Source organism: Flavobacterium sp. TMP13 (genome assembly GCF_050847115.1).
Classification (GTDB): domain Bacteria; phylum Bacteroidota; class Bacteroidia; order Flavobacteriales; family Flavobacteriaceae; genus Flavobacterium.
Genome location: NZ_CP193656.1, coordinates 253,664 through 273,632, shown reverse-complemented (window position 1 = coordinate 273,632; position 19,969 = coordinate 253,664). Strand labels below are relative to the sequence as shown.

The window sequence follows — 19,969 nt, the reverse complement described above, 5'->3', positions numbered from 1 at the left end:
AATTACAAAATTATTATAAAGGTTTTTACTTATGAATAAAAATGAACTATAAAAAAAATGGACATGAAGTATAAAAAATTATTTGTCGAAAAAAAGGATCACGATTTATTAATGCGTAATCTTTCTATGTTAAAAAACAATCACGATGGCTCGTTAAAAAAATCATTAGATAAATTAAATGAAGAGCTTAAAACTGCCAGTATCGTAGATATGGATAAAATGCCAGTAGATGTAATTCGTTTGAATTCAACAGTGCATTTTACAACGTCGTTTAAAACTGATAAAACATTTCAATTGGTTGCTCCAGAGAAAAGTAATTTGGCACAAAATAAAATTTCTATTTTGACTCCAATGGGCTTAGCATTATTTGGATATGCGGAAGGTGATGTTATTGATTGGGAATTTCCAATTGGAACAGGAACAATTACTATTTTAAAGGTTGAGCAGCTGGTAGTTGTAAACTAAGAGTAGGATAGAATGGAAACAGAGAATAAAAAACTTTGGAAAGATACCGTTGTATTCATGCAAGAGGACATTAAACACCAGCGAGACTTGTTTGATAAAATAGATTTGAATACTGAAAAGAAAAATGAATCGTATCAAGTCATTGCAGAAAAATGCAATGACTTTTTGGTCAGTAGCGATTTAGTTTTGGAAGAATTGATTCGCTATCCTATTTTTATGGAGAAAGGTCTGGAATGTGACGATGTGCAATGCGATACGTACTTTACTAATTACGAAAGTACTTTTGAAGAAGAGATAAAAACTCATTTTGAGCGGTACAACGAGCTGAAAAAGGCTTTTACGGATCAACTCTTATAAGAATGGATTTTTAAGAATTTTTTTGTTTTTAATTTGGAATTTATAACGTTAACTTTGTATTTGAACGTTAGAATTTCTAATGTAATCTGAATGCCTAGCCCTGATGGGAGCGGCATCCTTTTGTGCCGTTGTTCGGCATAAAAGATACAGTGCACAGCAGGAAAATGCTCCTTAAAAATAGAATTATGATTAAAAGAGTGCTTATTTTACTAGTATTTTTGGTTGTTTTGATGAGTTGTAGTCAATCAATTCAGAAAGCGGATATCCAGAAACTTAATGGGTATTGGGAAATTGAAAAAGTGGTTTTTGACGGTGGCGAAGATAAAGAATATACCATAAACGAGACCTTTGATTATTTTAGGATTGATACTGCTGGAGTTGGAATTCGAAAGAAAGTGATGCCACAATTGGATGGAACTTTTTTGACGAATGATACTTTTGAAAATGTGAAAGTTCGGTTTAAAGACGGAAAGGTATATTTGGATTATAGTACTTTTTATGCCAAATGGAGTGAGGAGTTGGTACAAGTCAATGACACGAAGTTGGTCTTGAAAAATAAGGAGGACAAAGAATACCATTACAAGAAAACCGATAAAATTGACTTAGTACACGATGGCAAAAAGAATAAATAATCAGAGTACGATTGGCGATGTGTTGAATCGAATTATTCAAGTGAACAAATTGCAGCCCGGAATGGACCAAATAGACGTAAAGGAAGCTTGGAGGCAGTTAATGGGCAATGGTGTGAACAGTTATACTAGAAATGTGGTTTTGAAAGGGCAAACCTTATACGTGGAGTTGACGTCTGCAGTCTTACGTGAAGAATTGAGTTACGGTAAATCTAAAATTGTTACGATGATTAACGAAGATTTAGGTAGAGAAGTGATTAAAGATGTTGTATTAAGATAGGATTTTCTAATTCTTATTTTAACGATTTAATATTTATAAAAAATGCTGTTTCCAATTGGAAACGGCATTTTTTTATTTTGTATAATTTTAGTTTGTATCGCAATACATTTAAAACTTATTTCTGTACACTAGAATTGCTCTCTTCCTGCAAAATGGAAAGCACCTTCGATTGCAGCATTTTCATCGCTATCTGAACCGTGAACGGCATTTTCTCCGATAGAAGTTGCATACGCTTTACGGATAGTTCCTTCAGCAGCATCAGCTGGATTTGTAGCACCAATTAAAGTTCTGAAATCTTCAACAGCATTTTCTTTTTCTAAAATAGCAGCAACAATTGGCCCGCGAGACATGAATTCAACCAATTCTCCGTAAAAAGGTCTTTCTGCGTGTACTGCATAAAAAGCTTTTGCATCTGCTACAGTTAATTGTGTTAATTTTAAAGAAATGATTTTGAAACCTCCGTTTGTAATCATTGCTAAAATATTTCCGATGTGTCCGTTTTGAACTGCATCAGGCTTAATCATTGTGAACGTTCTATTAGTTGCCATTGTATTTGATTTTTAAATTTTGTGCAAAAATAGTCTTTTTTTGGTAATTTATTTTAATAAAATCATAAAATACGGTTAACGGAATGACTTTATGATAATTTATTTCACCATTGTGTTTTTCTTATTTTTTAATTTAAGGCTTATAATAATTATAAAATTAATGTTCTATACTTTGAACAGAAGTTTGTTTTTATAAAACAACCATAAAATAAAAGTCCATATGGCTACATAAATTAGTGCACCTGCCAAAGATGCTGCCATAGGATTGCTGAAAAAGGGTGCAATTCCGAATGTGTAGAAATAGCTTAAGAGATTAATTTGTTCTAATGGGTTTTTTGGATCCTGAAACTCAATCATTACCAAAGCTTGCGGAATAATCTGTGAGAAGAAAAACACTATCATTGGATTAACGCCCCAAATTAAAAATAATTTAGATCCTTTTTTAATATCGGCGACATCAATTATATAGTAGAGAACTGCCAAAGTGGTTGCTGCTAATCCGCCGGTGTAAAGCACAAAACTACTAGTCCAAAGCGATTTATTTATTGGGAAAACGATGTTCCAAATTAGTCCAACTATAATTAGTGCTACGCCACTTAGCATCAATTTTTTAGTAATTTCTATTTTAGGCACCGATAAGTGTAAAATTTGTCCAATTACTAAACCAACAATTCCAGTGGCAACGGATGGAACTGTGCTCAAAATTCCTTCGGGATCCCAAGTTTTGGTTCCTCGGTACATGTGATTTTTAAGTAGAATGCTGTCCAGCCATGAAGCTAAATTAGTTCCTATTTCTAAATTTGGAGCGCCAATTCCAGGTACAGGAATTAAGGTCATCATTGCCCAGTACCCTAATAGAATTACGGATCCTACTCCGATTTGCGTTCTGATTGACGTTTTTAAATACAGTAATGAAATGATGAAATAAACAACAGCAATACGTTGTAATACGCCAGGAATACGAACATGTTGATAGTCTTGGAAACCTCCGTACGCTAGGACGAAATATAGTGTTAAGATTCCGAATGCTAAGATGTTCTTTATTTTTGAACTAAAATTACCCATTAAAGCATAGCCGATTCCGATGGTAATTGCCATTCTAACTGCAAGTAATGCAGCACCCTCTAACCCAAAAAGTTGAATTTTGCTAAAAAAATTAAAAAACAATCCAAGTCCGAACATACGAACAGAGCGGACCAAAATTTTGTTAAAAGTTGCACTATCATAGGTTTTTGTTGGCATTGCAAAAGAAATGGCTACTCCCATTATGAAAATGAAAAAAGGAAAAACTAAATCTGTGGGTGTGCAACCGTGCCAACTAGCGTGAAGCAGCGGGGCATAAACGTTGCCCCAATCTCCTGGATTGTTGACTACTGTCATTAATAAAATAGTGAGTCCACGAAAGACATCTAGCGAAATTAAGCGTTCTCTTACCATGTTTTTTGGGTAAAAAGGTTAGTTCATTCATTTTAAAAGTCGCTATTTGGTTTGAGAAACATTTTTTTTAGGAAGAGAGTGGTTATTTGTATCCTGAAAATTATGCTGTATTTTTTTAAATCGTAATTATCGAAAATTCATTTTTTAAAGGTTGTAATTTTTGAAATATATTCGGAATTAATTCTGTTCCTTTTTCTAAATAAAATTCAGAGAAGTTAGCTTGCCGTTCTTGCAAACTTTGATTTGGAAATAATTCGTTCTGAAGTTCGGTTACACGCTCTATTTGGTCGCCCAATTTGCGTTTCTGCGCTTTTAGTAATCGTTTTTCTAAATTGGCTAATCCTTTTGTTTGTTTTGCTTCCTGCGCTTTTACAGCTCCAGTAAACGATAGGTCCGTTTGCGCTGCAATTGCAAATAAGTCTGCAAATTGTTTTTGTAATGCGTCTTTTTGAGCAGTCAAATCAATAGGAAAACCAGAAATACGATGCGTGATTTTATTTTCTAAGTCTTGTTGTTTTAAAAATAGATCACTCCAGCTCAGCTCTAATTTCTCGGCTTTTTTGCTTTGTTTTTCAGTTGCTAAAAGTACAGAATTACGAACTAGCAAAATAGGAAAAGTAATTTTTACTGCATCAAAAAAGGATTTTAATTCTAACCAATACGCTATTTCACCGCCGCCGCCAATGTAGCATAAATTGGGCAAAATAACTTCTTGGTAAAGCGGACGCATGATTACGTTTGGACTAAATTTTTCGGGATGTTGATCGACTAAATTAAAAAGTTCTTCTTTAGAAAACTGAATTTTAGTATTGTTTATAAAGTACTTATTATCTTCAAAAATAATTCGCTCACGCAAATCGCCTTCAATATAAAATAAATTGATTTCGCGCGGATTAACCTGAATTTTGTAATCGGCAAGTTTCTTGCCTGTTTCAATTACGTTTTTATAAGCAGTTTGCTTCTCTAAATCTTCTTTTATGAAAGGAATGAAGGTTCGCTTTAGTTGAGTGTCGTCTGCATCTAAAATAACTAATCCGTATGCGCCAAATAATGTGTTGGCTAAATATCTTGTAGCATCGGCTAAATTTTTATGCTCGATATACGATTTTTCAAATAATGATTTTAAATACGAAGCATTTGTACTGGCGCCTAATTCTTTCGAATAAATCTCGAGAAATTGATCTAAGCCGTCAGTAGACAATCTTCCAACAGGACCAGTACTTTCTGTATTCCAGCGAAACTTTTTTCCCTTAAAATTAAAATAATTAATTTCCTCAAAATCGTGATCTTCTGTTGCCATCCAATAAATTGGCACAAAATTATAAGCAGGATATCTTGCTTTTAATTCTGCTGTTAAATTAATTGTCGAAATGATTTTATATAAAAAATACAAAGGACCAGAAAACAAATTGAGTTGATGACCCGTAGTAACCGTAAAGGTATTGTTGACTTTTAAAGACTCAATATTTTGTTGTGTCAGTTGCGAAGTTTCAAGTTTGCTGTATTGCTTATGCAAAACTTTGGCCAGTGTCAAGCGGTTTGTATTATCAAAGTTTGCTTGTTTCTCGCTTATTTGTTCTTCGAAATTTTCAAGTAGAGGAAACCGATTGTATAGATCGTGTAAATTTTTAGTTTGATCTAAATAATCATTCATCAAAGGAGAAAAATAACCTGAATTTTGATAGCTGATACAGTCGGTTGGCATAGATTTTTATTTTAATGCTAAAATAACAAAAATAATCCGAGGACAGTTGTTAAAAAAAAGGTTGTCCATCAAAAGACAACCTTTCTTACGAGAAATCAAAAATTTTAGTTTGACATCTAATTCAGTAGTATATAAGTAAATGACGTTTAATAAATTTTAAAAACTTTCATTAACTAAATCACTTATACTGTTTTTTAGTAATAGTTTTCTTTTGTTAAGAAAAAGAAAACGATTAATACAACTGACATGATCAACATTCTATAAATGGCTGATTGAAATGTTTTTGTATCATTTAACTTGTCTTCTTTTTTTTGTTTTACAAGATCGAATATTAGTAATAAAATGATGATTGGAAGTGACAGGTAAAAATAATACATCGTGTAATCTGGATAGGTGTTTGATATAAGAATGTAAATCAAAAACCATAATAACAAAACTATATTTATCGGTGTTTTATGTTTTTTCATATTATGATTTGTTTTAATTAAGAATTTAAAAATAGCTGATACTTGTTTTTTACTATTTATTTAAGCGAGATTGGATTTTTTATGTATTAGGTTTCGGGCAGTACTGGTTGTTATATGAAAATTTACAAATGCTGTTAAAAAAAAAGGTTGCCTTTTAAAGGGCAACCTTTCTCGCTAAATTCAAAAGTACTTATAATGTATATGTTGTCATTCTAAAACTGCTGGATGCACTCGTAAAGGTGTAAATAACGTTACTGTAAGTAACCTTGAAATTCTCCTTTTTAACATATAATCCTTTTGGATTTGTCAACTCAGCATCCAAATCTTTTAGGAAAGCTCTATTTGCTGCTGACTGAGTCCAACCGTCATCAGTTAAAATTAAAGTTTTATTAGCAGCATCCTCTGTAGTAGTCACAAAATGAACTATAGAAGGCTTTCCACCATTAAATTGATATTGAATGTAACTTCCATTTACAGCGTTATTAAATACCAATTGCACTCTACTAACAGATTGATTCGCTGGTAAAGTTGCATTCACTTTATTTATTAGTTGCTTAAACAACGAAGAGGTCGTTGAAGCGTTATACAAATTAGCTGCAATGTAACCATAGACTGCTTGTTTGTTACCTTCTAGTAAAGCTTTGTAATCGTCTGTTAAAACAAGAGGTTTACTAGAGTATCTGATGGTTGCGCTTACGCCCCCCGTTCCAGTTGCCGTAAAACTACCTTCTGCTTCATTATAGATGAAATTTGTTAATTTTTGATCGGCAACGACTACGGGCGGGCTAACGATTATGCCGTCTGCGGTGTAGCCGATACCCATATCGTAGGTTACAGGATATCCTTCTTCAATCGAATTTGCTTCGGCATATCTAGTATTTTTATCAAATGCAAAATCAAATTGGTGTACTGTTTTTCCATCGTTTGTTTCGAGTAATCTAAAAAGAGGTCTAGAATCACTTCCAACAACATTATCAATCATGTCAATGTTTTTTGACAAATTAGTCCAATCGTCTGCTGTAGCTTTTACAAAACGCAACTCTTTATTTTCTCTGTTGGTTTTAAATAGTATTGTGTTGGTCTCTTGTCCGTAGTACAAAAACTGAAAGTCACCAAGATACCCTTTGCTTCGTAGCGCAGCAGTTGGATAGCTATTCGAATCAGATAAGAGATGAATTCTACTTTTAGTTGTAAACACTAAACTTACAGTACTCCCAAGCTGAATTTCGTACTGACTTTTTAAAACGCTAGTGTCTTCGTCAAAATCAGATGCCATTTGCACTGTTCCATCTGCGGCAAACTTAAATAAATGAGTATAACCTCCCAATTGCGAGTCATCTGTAAAATAAACGGCCTTCCACCCAAATTCAGAAGAGAGTAATAAATCTTTTAACTCTTTTTGCTGTGCATTCAATCGTTCGGTCGGACTTTGATCAAACTTTTGTTCTGCATCATTGTTGGTGCAGGAAGTTAATTGTAAGATCAAAAAGCTTACAATTAAATATTTTAATATATTTTTTGCTTTCATGTCTTTTTATTTATTGTTTATAACAAAGTTTGTGTTTTTTTCTGCTTCGTCTCGCAAAGCATAAAAATCCATATTAAAAGCATCTTTGAAATACTTAACAACAAGTGCTTCTTTTGCTTTAAGAGCGGCATATGCTGTCGGGCTTTCAATTCCATCCAGAAATTCTGCGTACTCTACTTTTGAACTTATCAGTATCATAGCTGCAGTTTCAGCAAAATCTTCGTTGATATTTGATCTGGCATAACTGGTTATAAAACCAATTTCATTTGACTCTGGAACATCAAAGTTGTACCAATCTGCGGTATAACCGCCTGGAGTAAGCACCGCCCACGATTTTTCATCAAAAGGTTTGTTTTGATTTAAGATGTGAATGTACTCGTGTTGAATTGTATGTATAAATTCAGAAACATTCGCACGGTCATTTTTATCAATATAATCTGTTTCAAAAAGAGTTACACGTTGACCTCCTTCAGCAATACCTAAGGTTCTTGTTCCAACACTGTTTAAATTAACTCCTCCTATTAAAACGATTTCTCTCGGAGCAATTTTTTTCACAAAATCAGCACCTCCAATTGTAGAATAACTATCAAGCCAAATCTTTTGAACAATTTCTAATGCAGGCTTTACCTTTTCTACAGCAGGTGGAAATAAGAAGCGATTATTGTCTACCGTATTTTGGTTCCATTTGTATTGCACATTGATATTGTAAGAATCAAGATAACTAGTACCAATCCAGTTGTCAAGAGGTGTTTTTTCAGGCTGAGTGTAGTCCAGTTGGCTTGCTGTGGGTTGCTCTTCATGCGAACAGGCATTCAAGGCTACCAAAACAGAAGCAAAGACTGCTATTTTATAATATTTTACTTTTTTCATGAGTTTCATGTTTAGTTTATCTTGGATTTAGTTCTACGCCAGTCGTTGAAGCATGTAGCGGTATTTGCAAAGCTCTGCGTTTGTCATCTTTTACCAAAATGTTATCTGGTTTGTTATACGTTTGATGATTGACTACGATATTAAATCGTTTGACATCAAACCAGCGCATTCCCTCATGTACAAAATCACGACGTCTCGTTTCTGTAAGTGCGTTAATAAATGATGTTTGTTGTGCAGTTATGGTGTAAAACGGTGTGAACTGATCTGCAACAACAGGATAGAAATCTAAAATATCTTCTTCTGTTAAAATATCAGTAGCTGGATTATAATTTAGTGTTCTTGTAGATAAAAAGTATTGCAGTTCAGCAGTAGCTTCGGCAAACTGATTTTTCATTACGTGTGCTTCAATTCGATTCAAGAAAAATTCATCGTTACTCAATAAAACTTCGGCAGTATAGGGTTCTCCAATTCCTGCTGAGACATTGGTGTATTTAAAATATTCGTAGAACTTTGGTAAAAAAACAGTTATACTACTATTGCTAGAATAAAAATTATAGTACCATTGTTTTCCAAATAAACTCTCATTTGGGCTAAAAATTTCTTGATATCGATCTCCAGAAAGATAAAATCTACTTTGGTTAGAAGATCTTTGAATGATTGAATTTGGAGAACCAATTAATAGGTTAGTTGGTTCATCGCTGCTCGCGTAAGCTACCCGTTGTTCATTTACTGCAATAGATTCATACTTAAGGTAATTTCTTAATTTACCCACTGGTTTAGACCCTAAGTCTGCTGTAAGTTCTAATACACGATCCCAATTTCCTTTTATCAAGTAAAAACGGCTTGCAAATGCTTTGGCTGCATCTTTATTAAAATGAAATTTAGGTTGACTGTACGAATTGGTTACAATTGGCAATCCTTCTTCGATGTCTTTTTGAATAAAATCAAAAACTTCAGCGACCGTATTGCGCTTGTAGTTGGCAACTAATTTTGTTTCAGGTTCTGTTACATAAGGAATTCCTAGGTCAGTAGCTGCAGTTGCAGGATTATATCTTTGCGACCACAATGAAACTAACATAAAGTGCGAATACGCTCTCGCTAGTAAAGCTTCACCTTTTTGTCCTTGTAAGTCAGCCGTATTGCCAAGATCTTCAATCGCTTTTAGCGCTGTATTTGCATGAGCAATCGCATTGTAACAAGCATCCCAATAATAGGCCTGCGTGTCAATGTCATTGGCTTCTGTTTGTATTAACCAATTGTAATTTTGCTCATTTTTTGGCAATGTTGATGCCATTCCACTGTCAAATACGTTATCAGACATTGTTTCGGCAATGTCAAAGTAGCTCATCTGTGGATAAGCATTTACAAGTACTTCTGCTATTTTATCTGCAGTATCAATTTCGGTTCGATTGTCTGGTTTTTCCGAAAGGAAATCATCGCAGCTACTACTACCAATAAGTATTAATAGTGCTAATGTTATTTTTAATTTTCTCATAATTTTCTCTTATTATAATGAAATGTTTAAAGCTAAAGTATATTGACTTGTAACTGGTAAAGCTACCCCACCTGTATTTCGAAACTCAGGATCTTGACCATTCAATCTTTTATCAGAATAGATTAACCACGGGTTTACCGCAGAACCTCTTAAGGTAAAAGTGTTCAGTCCTAATTTTCGCTTAAAGTCTTTTGGGAATTCAAAACTTAGAGATATATTTTTTAATCGAACGAAGTCGCCATCTGCAATACGTACATCAGAGTAGTTGTAAGTATTGTATGCTCTCGCAAGTGTTCTTTCTCCTCCGTAATTAGTATTTAGACGTTGATCTGCAATAACTGGAACGTTAGTCGTATTCTCATCCCCAGGATTTAGCCAACGATTGGTGAAATCTTTTGTAAATACAGTCAAATCATCATAAGTACTGTCATACACAGGGTTTAAACGTACTTTGTTTCCTCCAGATCCAACTACAAAAACATATAATGACCAATTTTTGTACGTAAACGTATTTGCTAAACCAACCGATTTGTTCGGTTCGATAGATCCTTCGTATTTTAAATAGTTCGTTACATTATCATTGTCTTGAAAATTAGCACCTGTAATTTTATCATTTTCGCCTTCTGGCATTACGAATGTTGGCAGACCTTGATCATTTAATCCAGTAAATGCGTAAGAATAAATAGAGTTTCTAGGATGCCCCACTGCGTTCCCACCATTACCATCAATTAAATCAAATACCGTAGGTTTGTTCTCTAACTTTGTAATTTTTTGATCGTATACCGAAAAATTTAAAGTTGTTGACCATTTAAAATCACTAGTGTTGATATTTCTAGTGGTAAAACCAACTTCAACTCCCTTAGTTTCCATATCGGCATTATTTCCTTGCTTGATTCTTTGTCCTCCAATTCCTGAAGTAATTACATAATCAACTAAATCAAAAGCTTTTCGGCTGTAAATATCTGTTGTTAGTTGTACTCTGTTGTTAAACATTCCGATGTCTAAACCTATGTTAGTTTCAAATTGCTTTTCCCAAGTTAATTCTCCATTTTGTAACGCATCAATTCGTACCCCTGTTTCTCTGTCAGAAAGACCTAAACGGTCGGTTACAAAGCTTTTGTAAATGGCTAACGAGTTTGTTGCAGGTCCTGCGGTTGCTGTTAGACCATAAGAAGCTCGAAGTGCTAATGTATTTACAGAAGAAACATCTTTCATAAAGTCTTCTTCAGCAACATTCCATTTTCCACTAAAAGTATAGGTAGGTAACCATCTTGAAGAACCGCTGTCTCCTTGTCTGTTTGATCCATCGTAACGACCAGTTACCGAAGCAGTATATCTTCGGTCGTATGTATATCCAACTTTACCAAAAAATCCAACAGTTCTTTCTCTTTCTTCATTAAAGGCAAAATAAGAATCTCCACCATTAATAATTTTTTCGATAAGTCTAGGATCCGTAAATGCAGTAAGTCCTCTGTCGTACTGAAGTCCAGCAGCAGTAAAATTATCACTACTTCTGTTGACTACTCTTAATTCTGTACCAAAGAAACCTTCTACCTCATGTTGATCACTGAATGTATTTCTATAATTAACGCTGTTTCTTACATTGTAAGAAGTTAAGTCATTAGTGAATTTTCTTAAAAACCCACCATTTGGTAAAACCGAAATTTTTGGAGCGGTTAGGTCATTTGGATCTTGATATAAAAAGATATTATCATCTCTCACCAAAGTGTTAACACCGTCTTCTCCTATTGGAGTTCCCGCTTTGTAAGCACCTACAACATTTGAATTTTCAAGTATCTTATGCTCACGATTTGTGTTGGCATAGCGAGCAGATCCTGTTAAATTGTAAGTTAAATTAGGGCTGATTTTATAGTCCAGATCCAATTGAAAACGAATGTCTTTTACTTCAATTTCCATATAATTGTTTTTCAATTCATTTATAATGTTCATTGAAGCCCAATTGTTTCTGTAATATTCTAAGTTTCTGTTTTCATCATATGGACGTAACGTTCTACTTGTATTTAATACATAGTTAAACGGATTGATGTCAAAATCTCTAGTCACTTTTCCAAAAACCACATCTTTTTCACTCTCGTAACTACCTGGTGCGCCTTGATCACGAACCGAAGCCAAAGTAGATAAGGTGACGTTAAGCTTATCGTTTAAATAAAATGTTCCTTTGATGTTTGATGATATTTGTTTTACATCATCAGCAATGGTCCATCCTGGATCACTGTAGTATCCTAAAGAAGCATAAAAAGTATTGTTTTTACCACCACCACTAAAACTTAGCGAGTGATTTTGAGTAATCGAAGGTCTAAATAATACATTAAACCAATCCGTATTTGCTAACTCATATTTTTTTAAGAATTGATTGCGACTAACGGGATCGTTTTGTACTAAATAGCTATCCGTTCCAGGAACATAGGTGTTAATGGCTCTACCTAAAATATTATAAACTCCACCATATCGTCCATTTACGGTCGACGGCAAATCTAAATATCCTTTCGATTCCATTTCTTTAAAAATACTCATGGATTCTTGAGAGTTTAAGATATCAAACTGATTGTAATTTGGTACCGTTCTTAAACTTTGTTCTAACGAATAGGTTACACTCAATGGCACATCTCTTCGGCCTTGTTTGGTAGTAACAACAACAACTCCGTTTAATGATCTCGATCCGTAAATAGAAGTTGCAGAGGCATCTTTTAATATTTCAATGCTTTGAATGTCGTTTGCGTTTAAACCAGCAATAGACGAACTTAACAAGGTTTCTGAATTTCCTGAAGCTAAGTCAGCAAAGGTAAGATTGATTATATCTTCTTGAACAACACCGTCAATAACCCATAATGGTTTAGTATCTCCAAAAATAGAAGATGATCCACGAACAGTAATTTTTGGAGCAGTTCCAAAAGTACCCGTAACGTTCTGTACCGTTACACCAGCAGCTTTTCCTTCGATCATGCGGCTTACATCAACCACACCATCTACCTTTAACTCGGTACTATTGATCTTACTAATCGCTCCTGTAAAAGTTCTTTTAGATGTTTTTTCATATCCAGTCGTAATCACAACTTCATTAAGATTTTCTCCTAATTCAGACAGTACCACTGTAACAAATTTGCTTGTTGCATCAATTTCTTTGGTTTTCATGCCAATGTAGCTGATTACAATTTTTGAAACATTTTCTGGCATTTCGATGGTAAAATTCCCGTCGAAATCGGTTAAAACGGCAACTTTAGTTCCTTTGGCCATTACGGTTGCACCCGGCAAGGGATTTCCATTTTCATCAGTAATTTTTCCATTAACGATAATGCCAGCATAGACGGTGCTGTTAAATAGGTTTTTAATGCTATAAATGGAGGTTTCATTTTCGATTTTGTTTTGCAAAACAATCTGATCGCTTACTTCTGCAAAATCAATATTGAGTGGCTTAAAAACTTCCGATAAAACATTATAAAGTGTTTCTTCGCTCGCATTTATAGTTACTTTTTGGTTGAGTTGACTGATTCTCGAATTATATGAAAATTTAACATCAGCTGACTTTTCAAGTTTTGCTAATGCATTTGATAAACTCATATTATTTATTGAAATGGTAACTTTTGTATCCAGTTTTTTTTGACCCTTGACGCTATTAGCCGTCATGACGGTCGAGAAAACAAAAGCCAACACCATTTGAAAGAGCGTTATTTTCATGATTCGATAGAGTAAACGTTGTTTAACAACAGGTTTTTTCATAATTTTGAGTTTGTTTTGATTAATACTTTTTAACAGGGTGTTTGGATAAACGCACCAAAATACTTTTTACAGAAAGTGTTTTGATATTTCATTGGCGTCTAAAGTGTTACAGCACATTAGGCGCTTTTTTTTTAGTACTTTTAAATTTACATAGGCATTTTTTTTAATTACATCCAGTAGAAATAATGGTGATATTGTTTCCGTTCATTTCATAACTGGTATTGTTTCCAAGACTTTTACAAATAATTTTTAATTTCTCCGGCAACGGTTGGTCACTTAGAGAAGTGGTTAAATGACAATTTTTTAATTTTTCTTTTGGAAAATCGACCGCTACGTGGTACGCTTGTTCTATGGTTTTAAATATTTGGCTTACCGGAATATCTGTAAATTCAAAACTTAATTGTTCAATGCTTTTTATATTTTGCTTCACGGTAATGTCCGCAGTGATATCTGTAATTTTGTCAAACTTTGAGGTCTCTCTTTCAAAACGTAATGCTTCATTCGGCAACAAAACAATTTCTTCTTTGGATTGTTTAGTCGCTTGTTGGTTGGAGTGTACTTTTACTTTTCCTGTTCGTACAATTACTTCTACATTGGGTTGATTTTCAAATGCAGAAATACGAAAACTGGTACCAACCACTTTAGTTACAATTTCGTTTGCATACACGTAAAACGGCTTCTTCGGATTTTTACTGATTTCAAAAAATGCCTCACCCGATAAATAAACCTTTCTTTCGTTTCCTACAAAAGTTTTAGGATAACTTAATTTACTTTGCGGCTGCAATAAAACCGAGCTGCCATCTGACAGAGTTATAATTTGAGAAAAATCAGAATTATTTGTTTGCTCGACTAATCCTTCTTTGTTTTCAGAAATAAGTTTTTTATAAACAGTGTTAGCATCTTCAGTAAACGAGGAGTTAGTATACGACCAAGAAAAAAATAATGCAAGAACCAAAATAGCAGCTATCCATTTGAACCAGTCGTTCTTCCAGATCGAGATCTTTATATTTTTATTTTTACTTCTTTTTTTTAGGGCAATTTTTCTCCAGGTATTTTCTAAAGCTGCCTCTACCGTTATTGCTAACATTTTTGTTTCGTCCACTTTGAGTGCCAAAAGAAACAAACGCGCTTCTTTTACTAAATGTGCTCGACTACTATTTTCAAGTGTCCATGCTTCCCAATTTTGAGCATTCGTATTATGAAGGATCCAAGAACGAAAGGACTCGTCTCCTAAAAAATCTTCTATTTCGGTATAATTATTACTTTTTTGCATCTCACAGTACGGGTTACGAAAACAATAAGAACAGTTTTATTATTATATACTCACTTAATTAGGAATATTTTTTTACTTCGAAATAAAAAGTAGTAATACTGCTAGGTAAATTGCGAAGATAAAAGCAAAAGAATTGACAAATTCTCTTTCCAGTCCTTTCGAAGTTTTTGAATTGCCCTAAAAATTAAATTATTTGCAGACTGATAATTTACATCTAACATTTCGGCAATTTGATCTACAGAAAGCCCCTGATGATACCGTAAGTACAATGCTTCTCTTTGTCTCGAAGGTAGATTATTAAGTAAAGTGTTTAGGTGCAAAACTTTTGTAGCGGTAGTTTCATCTGAAATTAACTGGTGTTCAATAGAAAAATCAAATAAAAACTTTAGTGTATCGATAGTGCTTACATGTCTAAAAATTTTATCTTTTTGATACAATTTTGCGATTCTTTTGCGTACACATGATAATAGATAGGCCTTTACAACAATATCTTCTGAGACTGATTTTCTGTAAATCCAAACGTCAGTAAAAACATCTTGAACACAATCTTGCACTTTATCATCAAAAGCACATAATGAGTTTCCATAACGCACCAATTCCGCATAATATTTTTTAAAAAGTAACGAAAAAGCATTTTCATCACCTTCCTTCATATTGCTCCAGATAGTTAGATCGTCAACGGTTAATGTGTTTTTTGCTGTGCTTTTCAAATTAGGTTGCTTTATTTTTTAACATTTAATTATTGTTAAATATATTATAATTTTTTGATTTATTTAAATCAAACTAAAAATAATAGGCACAAGTATTTAAAGTTACAAGCCATACTATTACCGAATTAGCAAATTGATTTTGATAAAAAAAAGGTTGCAACTGTTGCAAAAATTGAACTTCGCATGCTTTTTTACTTTCTTAAAATAAATAAGTTTTAAAATAAATAAGTTGCATTGTTAAGATTTGTTTTTATTCGTTAAATGTGATAAAACGTTCCAAATAACCCGTATTTTTGCTCAAAATTATTCCTCTTGAAAAGCAACATATTTATCATCACGCCGCCTTTTACGCAATTGAACACGCCCTATCCAGCGACCGCTTACATTAAAGGTTTTTTAAATACGCTACGTATTGGGTCAGTGCAAGCCGATTTGGGTATTGAGGTTATTTTGGCGTTATTTTCAAAGAAAGGAATGAGCGATTTATTTGAGAATGCGATTATCGATAGTGCGGTTTCAGACAATTCCAAACGTATTTTTGCACTGCAAGAGGAGTACATTAAAACGATCGATGCTGTGATTCAGTTTTTACAAGGTAAAAATCCAACTTTAGCCTTGCAGATTTGTCAAGAAGATTATTTGCCAGAAGCGTCACGATTTGCACAATTAGAAGAATTAGATTGGGCCTTTGGAAGCATGGGAACGCAAGATAAAGCCAAACATTTAGCCACTTTATATCTTGAAGATATCTCTGATTTTATTGTAGAATGTATTGATGAGAATTTTGGTTTTAGTCGCTATGCCGAACGTTTGGGAAGAAGCGCCAACTCATTTGATGAATTGTACGAAAGTCTACAGCAGCCGTTAACTTACGTTGATGAAATTTTAATTGCTATTTTAAAAGAGCGAATCGAGACCATTGAACCGACTTTATTTTTAATTTCAGTTCCCTTTCCGGGAAATTTGTACAGTGCTTTTCGATCGGCACAATGGGTAAAACAAAATCATCCTGAAATTAAAATTACGATGGGCGGTGGTTTTCCAAATACCGAATTACGCTCGTTATCAGACGCTCGAGTTTTCGAATTCTTTGATTTTATTACTTTGGATGATGGAGAATTGCCAGTCGAATTACTGATTGAAGCGGTGGCATCGGGAGAAGCTGATATGCCGTTAAAAAGAACTTTTGTTTTAGAAGAGGGTAAAGTAGTTTACAAAAATAATTCGGCACGATCTGATTACCGACAATCTCAAGTCGGTACGCCAGATTACACCGATTTATTTCTAGATAAATACATTTCGGTTATCGAAATTGTCAATCCAATGCACCGCATGTGGAGCGACGGCCGTTGGAATAAGTTAACTATGGCGCATGGATGCTATTGGGGAAAGTGTACTTTTTGTGATATTTCGTTAGATTATGTAAAAATTTACGAACCCATTGCTGCCAATTTGCTGTGCGATCGCATGGAAGAAATGATGGAAAAGACAGGTCAAAATGGTTTTCATTATGTCGATGAAGCGGCGCCACCAGCGTTGATGCGTGCTTTAGCTTTAGAAATTATTCGAAGAAAACTCTCGGTGACCTGGTGGACAAACATTCGTTTTGAGAAAAGCTTTAGTAAAGATTTGTGTGTGTTGCTTAAAGCCTCTGGCTGCATCGCAGTTTCTGGTGGTTTAGAAGTGGCTTCAGATCGTTTACTGAAATTGATTGATAAAGGAGTAACAGTAGAACAAGTGGCACGCGTAACGAGCAATTTTACTGAAGCGGGAATTATGGTTCACACCTATTTAATGTACGGATATCCAACGCAAACCGTGCAAGAAACCGTGGATAGCCTCGAAATGGTGCGCCAACTATTTGAAGCAGGAATTTTACAATCGGGCTTTTGGCATCAGTTTGCCATGACTGCGCACAGTCCGATTGGGATGCATCCAGAAAAATTTGGAGTGGAAAAAGAAACAGAAATTATAGGAACGTTTGCTAATAATGATGTCAACTTTATTGATAAAACCGGAATTGATCATGATAAATTCAGCTTCGGATTAAAGAAATCACTATTTAATTTCATGCACGGAATTTGTTTTGATTATGAATTGCAAGATTGGTTTGATTTTAAAATTCCCAAAACCAAAATTCCGCATGACTTTATAGAGAATGCCTTAAACGAAGACAATAACTTTAATACAAAACCCAATGCAAAAATAGTTTGGTTGGGTGGAAAGCCTGAGATTTCATCGTTTACAAAATCAAAAAAAGGAAATTCATGGGAAATGATGAGCTTGACTTTTCACGATAAAAAGGAAGCCTTTACGATTCAAACCAATAAAAATGAAGGCGAATGGTTAGTTGCGTTATTGCATAAAATTTCGGTATACAATGACAAGCAATTGACTTTTCAGCAAATCAAAACCGAATTTGAATTGGACTTAGAAGATTTTGAATTGTTCTGGTTTTCAAAACCAATTCTAACTCTGAAAGAATACGGATTACTGCAATTGTAATTTTTAAATATTAAAACGAAATCCAATTCCGTGTAGGTTTTCGATCGAAATTTCTTTCTCGCTGCTTAAAATTTTACGCAGTCGCGAAATAAAAACATCCAAACTTCGACCCATAAAATAATCGTCGTCGCCCCAAATTGAAGTTAGAATTTGTTCTCTTTTTAAAACACTATTCTTATTGTTTAGAAAAAATTGCAGCAGTTCAGCTTCACGCTGAGTCAAGCTCACTTTTTCGGTTTCATTAAAAAGAATTAAGTTTTTGGTGTCAAAGTAGTAGCGTCCTATTTCATACAGAGACGGTTCAACGATGTGATTTTTAGTTGAACGCTTTAAAAATATTTCAATTTTAAGTAATAGTTCTTCTATGCTAAACGGTTTTACGAGGTAATCATCAGCACCCAAGCGCAAACCTTTGATGCGATCTTCTTTTAAAGTTTTTGCCGAAAGAAAAATTATTGGAATGTCGGAGTTGTTCTTTCTAATTGCGGTAGCCAACTCAAATCCATCCATTTTTGGCATCATAATGTCAAAGATGCAAATGTCAAAAACTTCTTTATGAAAGGTTTCTAAACCTATTATTCCGTTGGGACAATGCGTTACCTGATAACCGCTCTGTTCTAAATTATCTTTAGTCAAGAAGGCTAACGTTTCGTCATCTTCGGTATATAAAATTTTACTTTTTTTCATTTTTATAAGGAATGGATAGTGTGATTGTGATGCCTTTTGTAGCATTATTACGGGCAGAAATTTTCCAATTTTGAATCGTACAAATTTCCTTTACATAGTATAAACCGAGTCCAAAACCATTCACTTCGTTACTTTTTTCATTTTTGACTTGATAAAATTTATCAAATATATAAGAAATATATTGGGGCGAAATACCGATTCCGTTATCAATGAATTCTATTTTTAAAAATTTATTGACAGCGGCAATACGAATTATAATTTCAGGTTTGTCGACACAATATTTAACCGCATTATCGAGTAAATTATAGACTAAATTGGTAAGGTGAAACGCATCAGTTTCTATCTCATACCTTGATGAATCACTCTCGATAGTGAGGGTAGTTTCTGGATATTTTAAACGAATATTTGCAATTGTTTCTTCTATAAGTGCAACTACAAAAACGTGTTCCAATTGCAACGCTAAAGGCGTATGATCGTTTTTGGCAATGCTTAAAAATTTTTCGACATGACTGTTTAATTTAGTGCTTTGCTGAATTATGATGTCTGTGTATGTATGTAATTTTTTGTTGTCTTTAATTAGTTTTTGATCGATTAAATATTTGGACGCAATTAAAATAGAAGACAATGGCGTTTTAAATTCATGGGTCATATTATTGACGAAATCCCGCTGTAATTCAGAGTATTTTTTTTGCTGTAAAAGTGTAAAAATAGAGTAGACATAAATAAGTAAAATTAGTATTAAGGCTAGAGAAAGCACGAGCCAGAAACGCATGGAACTCACTAAATAACTTGTCTCATTAGGAAAACGAACGGCAAAATAATATACCAAATTTTTCTGTTTAGGAAAGTACGCTGCTTGTTTTGAATTTTCTTTATCAGATAACGCAATTTGTTTTCCATAAACCATTTCATCACTTTGGCAATTGTACATGGCAAATTCAAAATCTGTTGTAATGTTTATTTTCTTAAACTCCGTTTTCAAATAGTATTCTAAAACATCAGGTTCAAAATCATTTTCTACATTCACCACATAATAATCGTTGGCAATTTTTTGCACTGGATTTTGCACTGGAAGTTCATTACTGGAGCCTTGGTATAATTTTTTGGCAACTTCAAGCAAAGCAATATGCGTTTTTTGACTCAGCTTTTTTTGTTCCAATGTAAAAGCCTCTTTTGTCCACAGCAATTGTGCGGCCAATATGCCGATAATAGCTATAAGGCCTAATAAAATGATGCTATTGAGTTTATTTACTTTCAAGAGAATTGCGATTTATG

At 33.9% G+C, this 19,969-nt stretch carries 16 protein-coding genes; 5 read left to right on the top strand and 11 right to left on the bottom strand.

Going from position 1 to position 19,969, the window contains the following annotated elements; translation table 11 throughout:
• Positions 1-63: 63 nt before the first annotated feature.
• From ACRASX_RS01175 to ACRASX_RS01160, 4 genes are all read left to right on the top strand, one after another.
• Entirely contained in the window at positions 64-465 is a 402-nt protein-coding gene (locus ACRASX_RS01175) for a GreA/GreB family elongation factor (protein WP_066311103.1), read from the top strand.
• Positions 466-477: 12 nt separating this feature from the next.
• A complete protein-coding gene (locus ACRASX_RS01170) occupies positions 478-822 on the top strand; it encodes a hypothetical protein (protein ID WP_432222153.1) in 345 nt (114 codons plus the stop codon).
• A gap of 185 nt (positions 823-1,007) precedes the next feature.
• A complete protein-coding gene (locus ACRASX_RS01165) occupies positions 1,008-1,454 on the top strand; it encodes a hypothetical protein (protein WP_066311101.1) in 447 nt (148 codons plus the stop codon).
• Positions 1,435-1,731 carry a DUF721 domain-containing protein gene (locus ACRASX_RS01160; RefSeq protein WP_066310037.1) on the top strand — a complete coding sequence of 99 codons (297 nt, stop codon included), beginning with the start codon at positions 1,435-1,437 and terminating at the stop codon, positions 1,729-1,731. Before ACRASX_RS01165 ends, ACRASX_RS01160 begins: the two co-directional genes overlap by 20 nt.
• A 128-nt stretch (positions 1,732-1,859) precedes the next feature.
• Here the strand turns inward: ACRASX_RS01160 and ACRASX_RS01155 are convergent, their stop codons facing one another.
• The 9 genes from ACRASX_RS01155 to ACRASX_RS01115 form a co-directional block, all read right to left on the bottom strand.
• A complete protein-coding gene (locus tag ACRASX_RS01155; RefSeq protein WP_066310035.1) occupies positions 1,860-2,279 on the bottom strand; it encodes a nucleoside-diphosphate kinase in 420 nt (139 codons plus the stop codon).
• Positions 2,280-2,444: 165 nt separating this feature from the next.
• Positions 2,445-3,716: an acyltransferase family protein gene (locus ACRASX_RS01150; RefSeq protein WP_432222152.1), complete on the bottom strand. Its 1,272-nt coding sequence runs from the start codon at positions 3,714-3,716 to the stop codon at positions 2,445-2,447.
• A 115-nt stretch (positions 3,717-3,831) separates the two neighbouring features.
• On the bottom strand, positions 3,832-5,421 hold the full coding sequence (gene bshC / locus ACRASX_RS01145; protein WP_432222151.1) for a bacillithiol biosynthesis cysteine-adding enzyme BshC: 1,590 nt from the start codon (positions 5,419-5,421) through the stop codon (positions 3,832-3,834).
• Between the two features lie 657 nt (positions 5,422-6,078).
• The gene (locus ACRASX_RS01140) at positions 6,079-7,416 is read right to left on the bottom strand and encodes a DUF4302 domain-containing protein (protein WP_066310027.1); all 1,338 of its coding nucleotides are present in this window, start codon (positions 7,414-7,416) and stop codon (positions 6,079-6,081) included.
• 6 nt (positions 7,417-7,422) lie between these two features.
• The gene (locus tag ACRASX_RS01135) at positions 7,423-8,286 is read right to left on the bottom strand and encodes a substrate import-associated zinc metallohydrolase lipoprotein (RefSeq protein ID WP_432222150.1); all 864 of its coding nucleotides are present in this window, start codon (positions 8,284-8,286) and stop codon (positions 7,423-7,425) included.
• A 16-nt stretch (positions 8,287-8,302) separates the two neighbouring features.
• On the bottom strand, positions 8,303-9,781 hold the full coding sequence (locus ACRASX_RS01130; protein ID WP_432222149.1) for a RagB/SusD family nutrient uptake outer membrane protein: 1,479 nt from the start codon (positions 9,779-9,781) through the stop codon (positions 8,303-8,305).
• 12 nt (positions 9,782-9,793) lie between these two features.
• Entirely contained in the window at positions 9,794-13,519 is a 3,726-nt protein-coding gene (locus tag ACRASX_RS01125; RefSeq protein ID WP_432222148.1) for a SusC/RagA family TonB-linked outer membrane protein, read from the bottom strand.
• Between the two features lie 163 nt (positions 13,520-13,682).
• The gene (locus ACRASX_RS01120) at positions 13,683-14,792 is read right to left on the bottom strand and encodes a FecR family protein (RefSeq protein WP_432222147.1); all 1,110 of its coding nucleotides are present in this window, start codon (positions 14,790-14,792) and stop codon (positions 13,683-13,685) included.
• Positions 14,793-14,893: 101 nt separating this feature from the next.
• Positions 14,894-15,502 (bottom strand): RNA polymerase sigma factor, encoded by a 609-nt coding sequence (locus tag ACRASX_RS01115; RefSeq protein WP_432222146.1) that lies wholly within the window; start codon positions 15,500-15,502, stop codon positions 14,894-14,896.
• Between the two features lie 312 nt (positions 15,503-15,814).
• On the opposite strand from ACRASX_RS01115, the gene ACRASX_RS01110 reads away from it, so the two are divergent.
• Complete coding sequence (locus ACRASX_RS01110; protein WP_432222145.1) at positions 15,815-18,007, top strand: B12-binding domain-containing radical SAM protein; 2,193 nt, start codon at positions 15,815-15,817, stop codon at positions 18,005-18,007.
• Positions 18,008-18,010: 3 nt separating this feature from the next.
• On the opposite strand, the gene ACRASX_RS01105 is transcribed toward ACRASX_RS01110, so the two are convergent.
• Together ACRASX_RS01105 and ACRASX_RS01100 are read right to left on the bottom strand one after the other, a co-directional pair.
• Complete coding sequence (locus tag ACRASX_RS01105; protein WP_432222144.1) at positions 18,011-18,694, bottom strand: response regulator transcription factor; 684 nt, start codon at positions 18,692-18,694, stop codon at positions 18,011-18,013.
• Positions 18,681-19,952, bottom strand: coding sequence for a sensor histidine kinase (locus ACRASX_RS01100; RefSeq protein WP_432222143.1), 1,272 nt, complete (start codon positions 19,950-19,952; stop codon positions 18,681-18,683). Before ACRASX_RS01100 ends, ACRASX_RS01105 begins: the two co-directional genes overlap by 14 nt.
• Positions 19,953-19,969: the final 17 nt, after the last annotated feature.

Coding starts and splice junctions, on each gene's coding strand:
- ACRASX_RS01175 (WP_066311103.1), top strand. CDS start 64: ATGAAGTATAAAAAATTATTTGTCGAAAAAAAGGATCACGATTTATTA.
- ACRASX_RS01170 (WP_432222153.1), top strand. CDS start 478: ATGGAAACAGAGAATAAAAAACTTTGGAAAGATACCGTTGTATTCATG.
- ACRASX_RS01165 (WP_066311101.1), top strand. CDS start 1,008: ATGATTAAAAGAGTGCTTATTTTACTAGTATTTTTGGTTGTTTTGATG.
- ACRASX_RS01160 (WP_066310037.1), top strand. CDS start 1,435: ATGGCAAAAAGAATAAATAATCAGAGTACGATTGGCGATGTGTTGAAT.
- ACRASX_RS01155 (WP_066310035.1), bottom strand. CDS start 2,279: ATGGCAACTAATAGAACGTTCACAATGATTAAGCCTGATGCAGTTCAA.
- ACRASX_RS01150 (WP_432222152.1), bottom strand. CDS start 3,716: ATGGTAAGAGAACGCTTAATTTCGCTAGATGTCTTTCGTGGACTCACT.
- bshC (WP_432222151.1), bottom strand. CDS start 5,421: ATGCCAACCGACTGTATCAGCTATCAAAATTCAGGTTATTTTTCTCCT.
- ACRASX_RS01140 (WP_066310027.1), bottom strand. CDS start 7,416: ATGAAAGCAAAAAATATATTAAAATATTTAATTGTAAGCTTTTTGATC.
- ACRASX_RS01135 (WP_432222150.1), bottom strand. CDS start 8,286: ATGAAAAAAGTAAAATATTATAAAATAGCAGTCTTTGCTTCTGTTTTG.
- ACRASX_RS01130 (WP_432222149.1), bottom strand. CDS start 9,781: ATGAGAAAATTAAAAATAACATTAGCACTATTAATACTTATTGGTAGT.
- ACRASX_RS01125 (WP_432222148.1), bottom strand. CDS start 13,519: ATGAAAAAACCTGTTGTTAAACAACGTTTACTCTATCGAATCATGAAA.
- ACRASX_RS01120 (WP_432222147.1), bottom strand. CDS start 14,792: ATGCAAAAAAGTAATAATTATACCGAAATAGAAGATTTTTTAGGAGAC.
- ACRASX_RS01105 (WP_432222144.1), bottom strand. CDS start 18,694: ATGAAAAAAAGTAAAATTTTATATACCGAAGATGACGAAACGTTAGCC.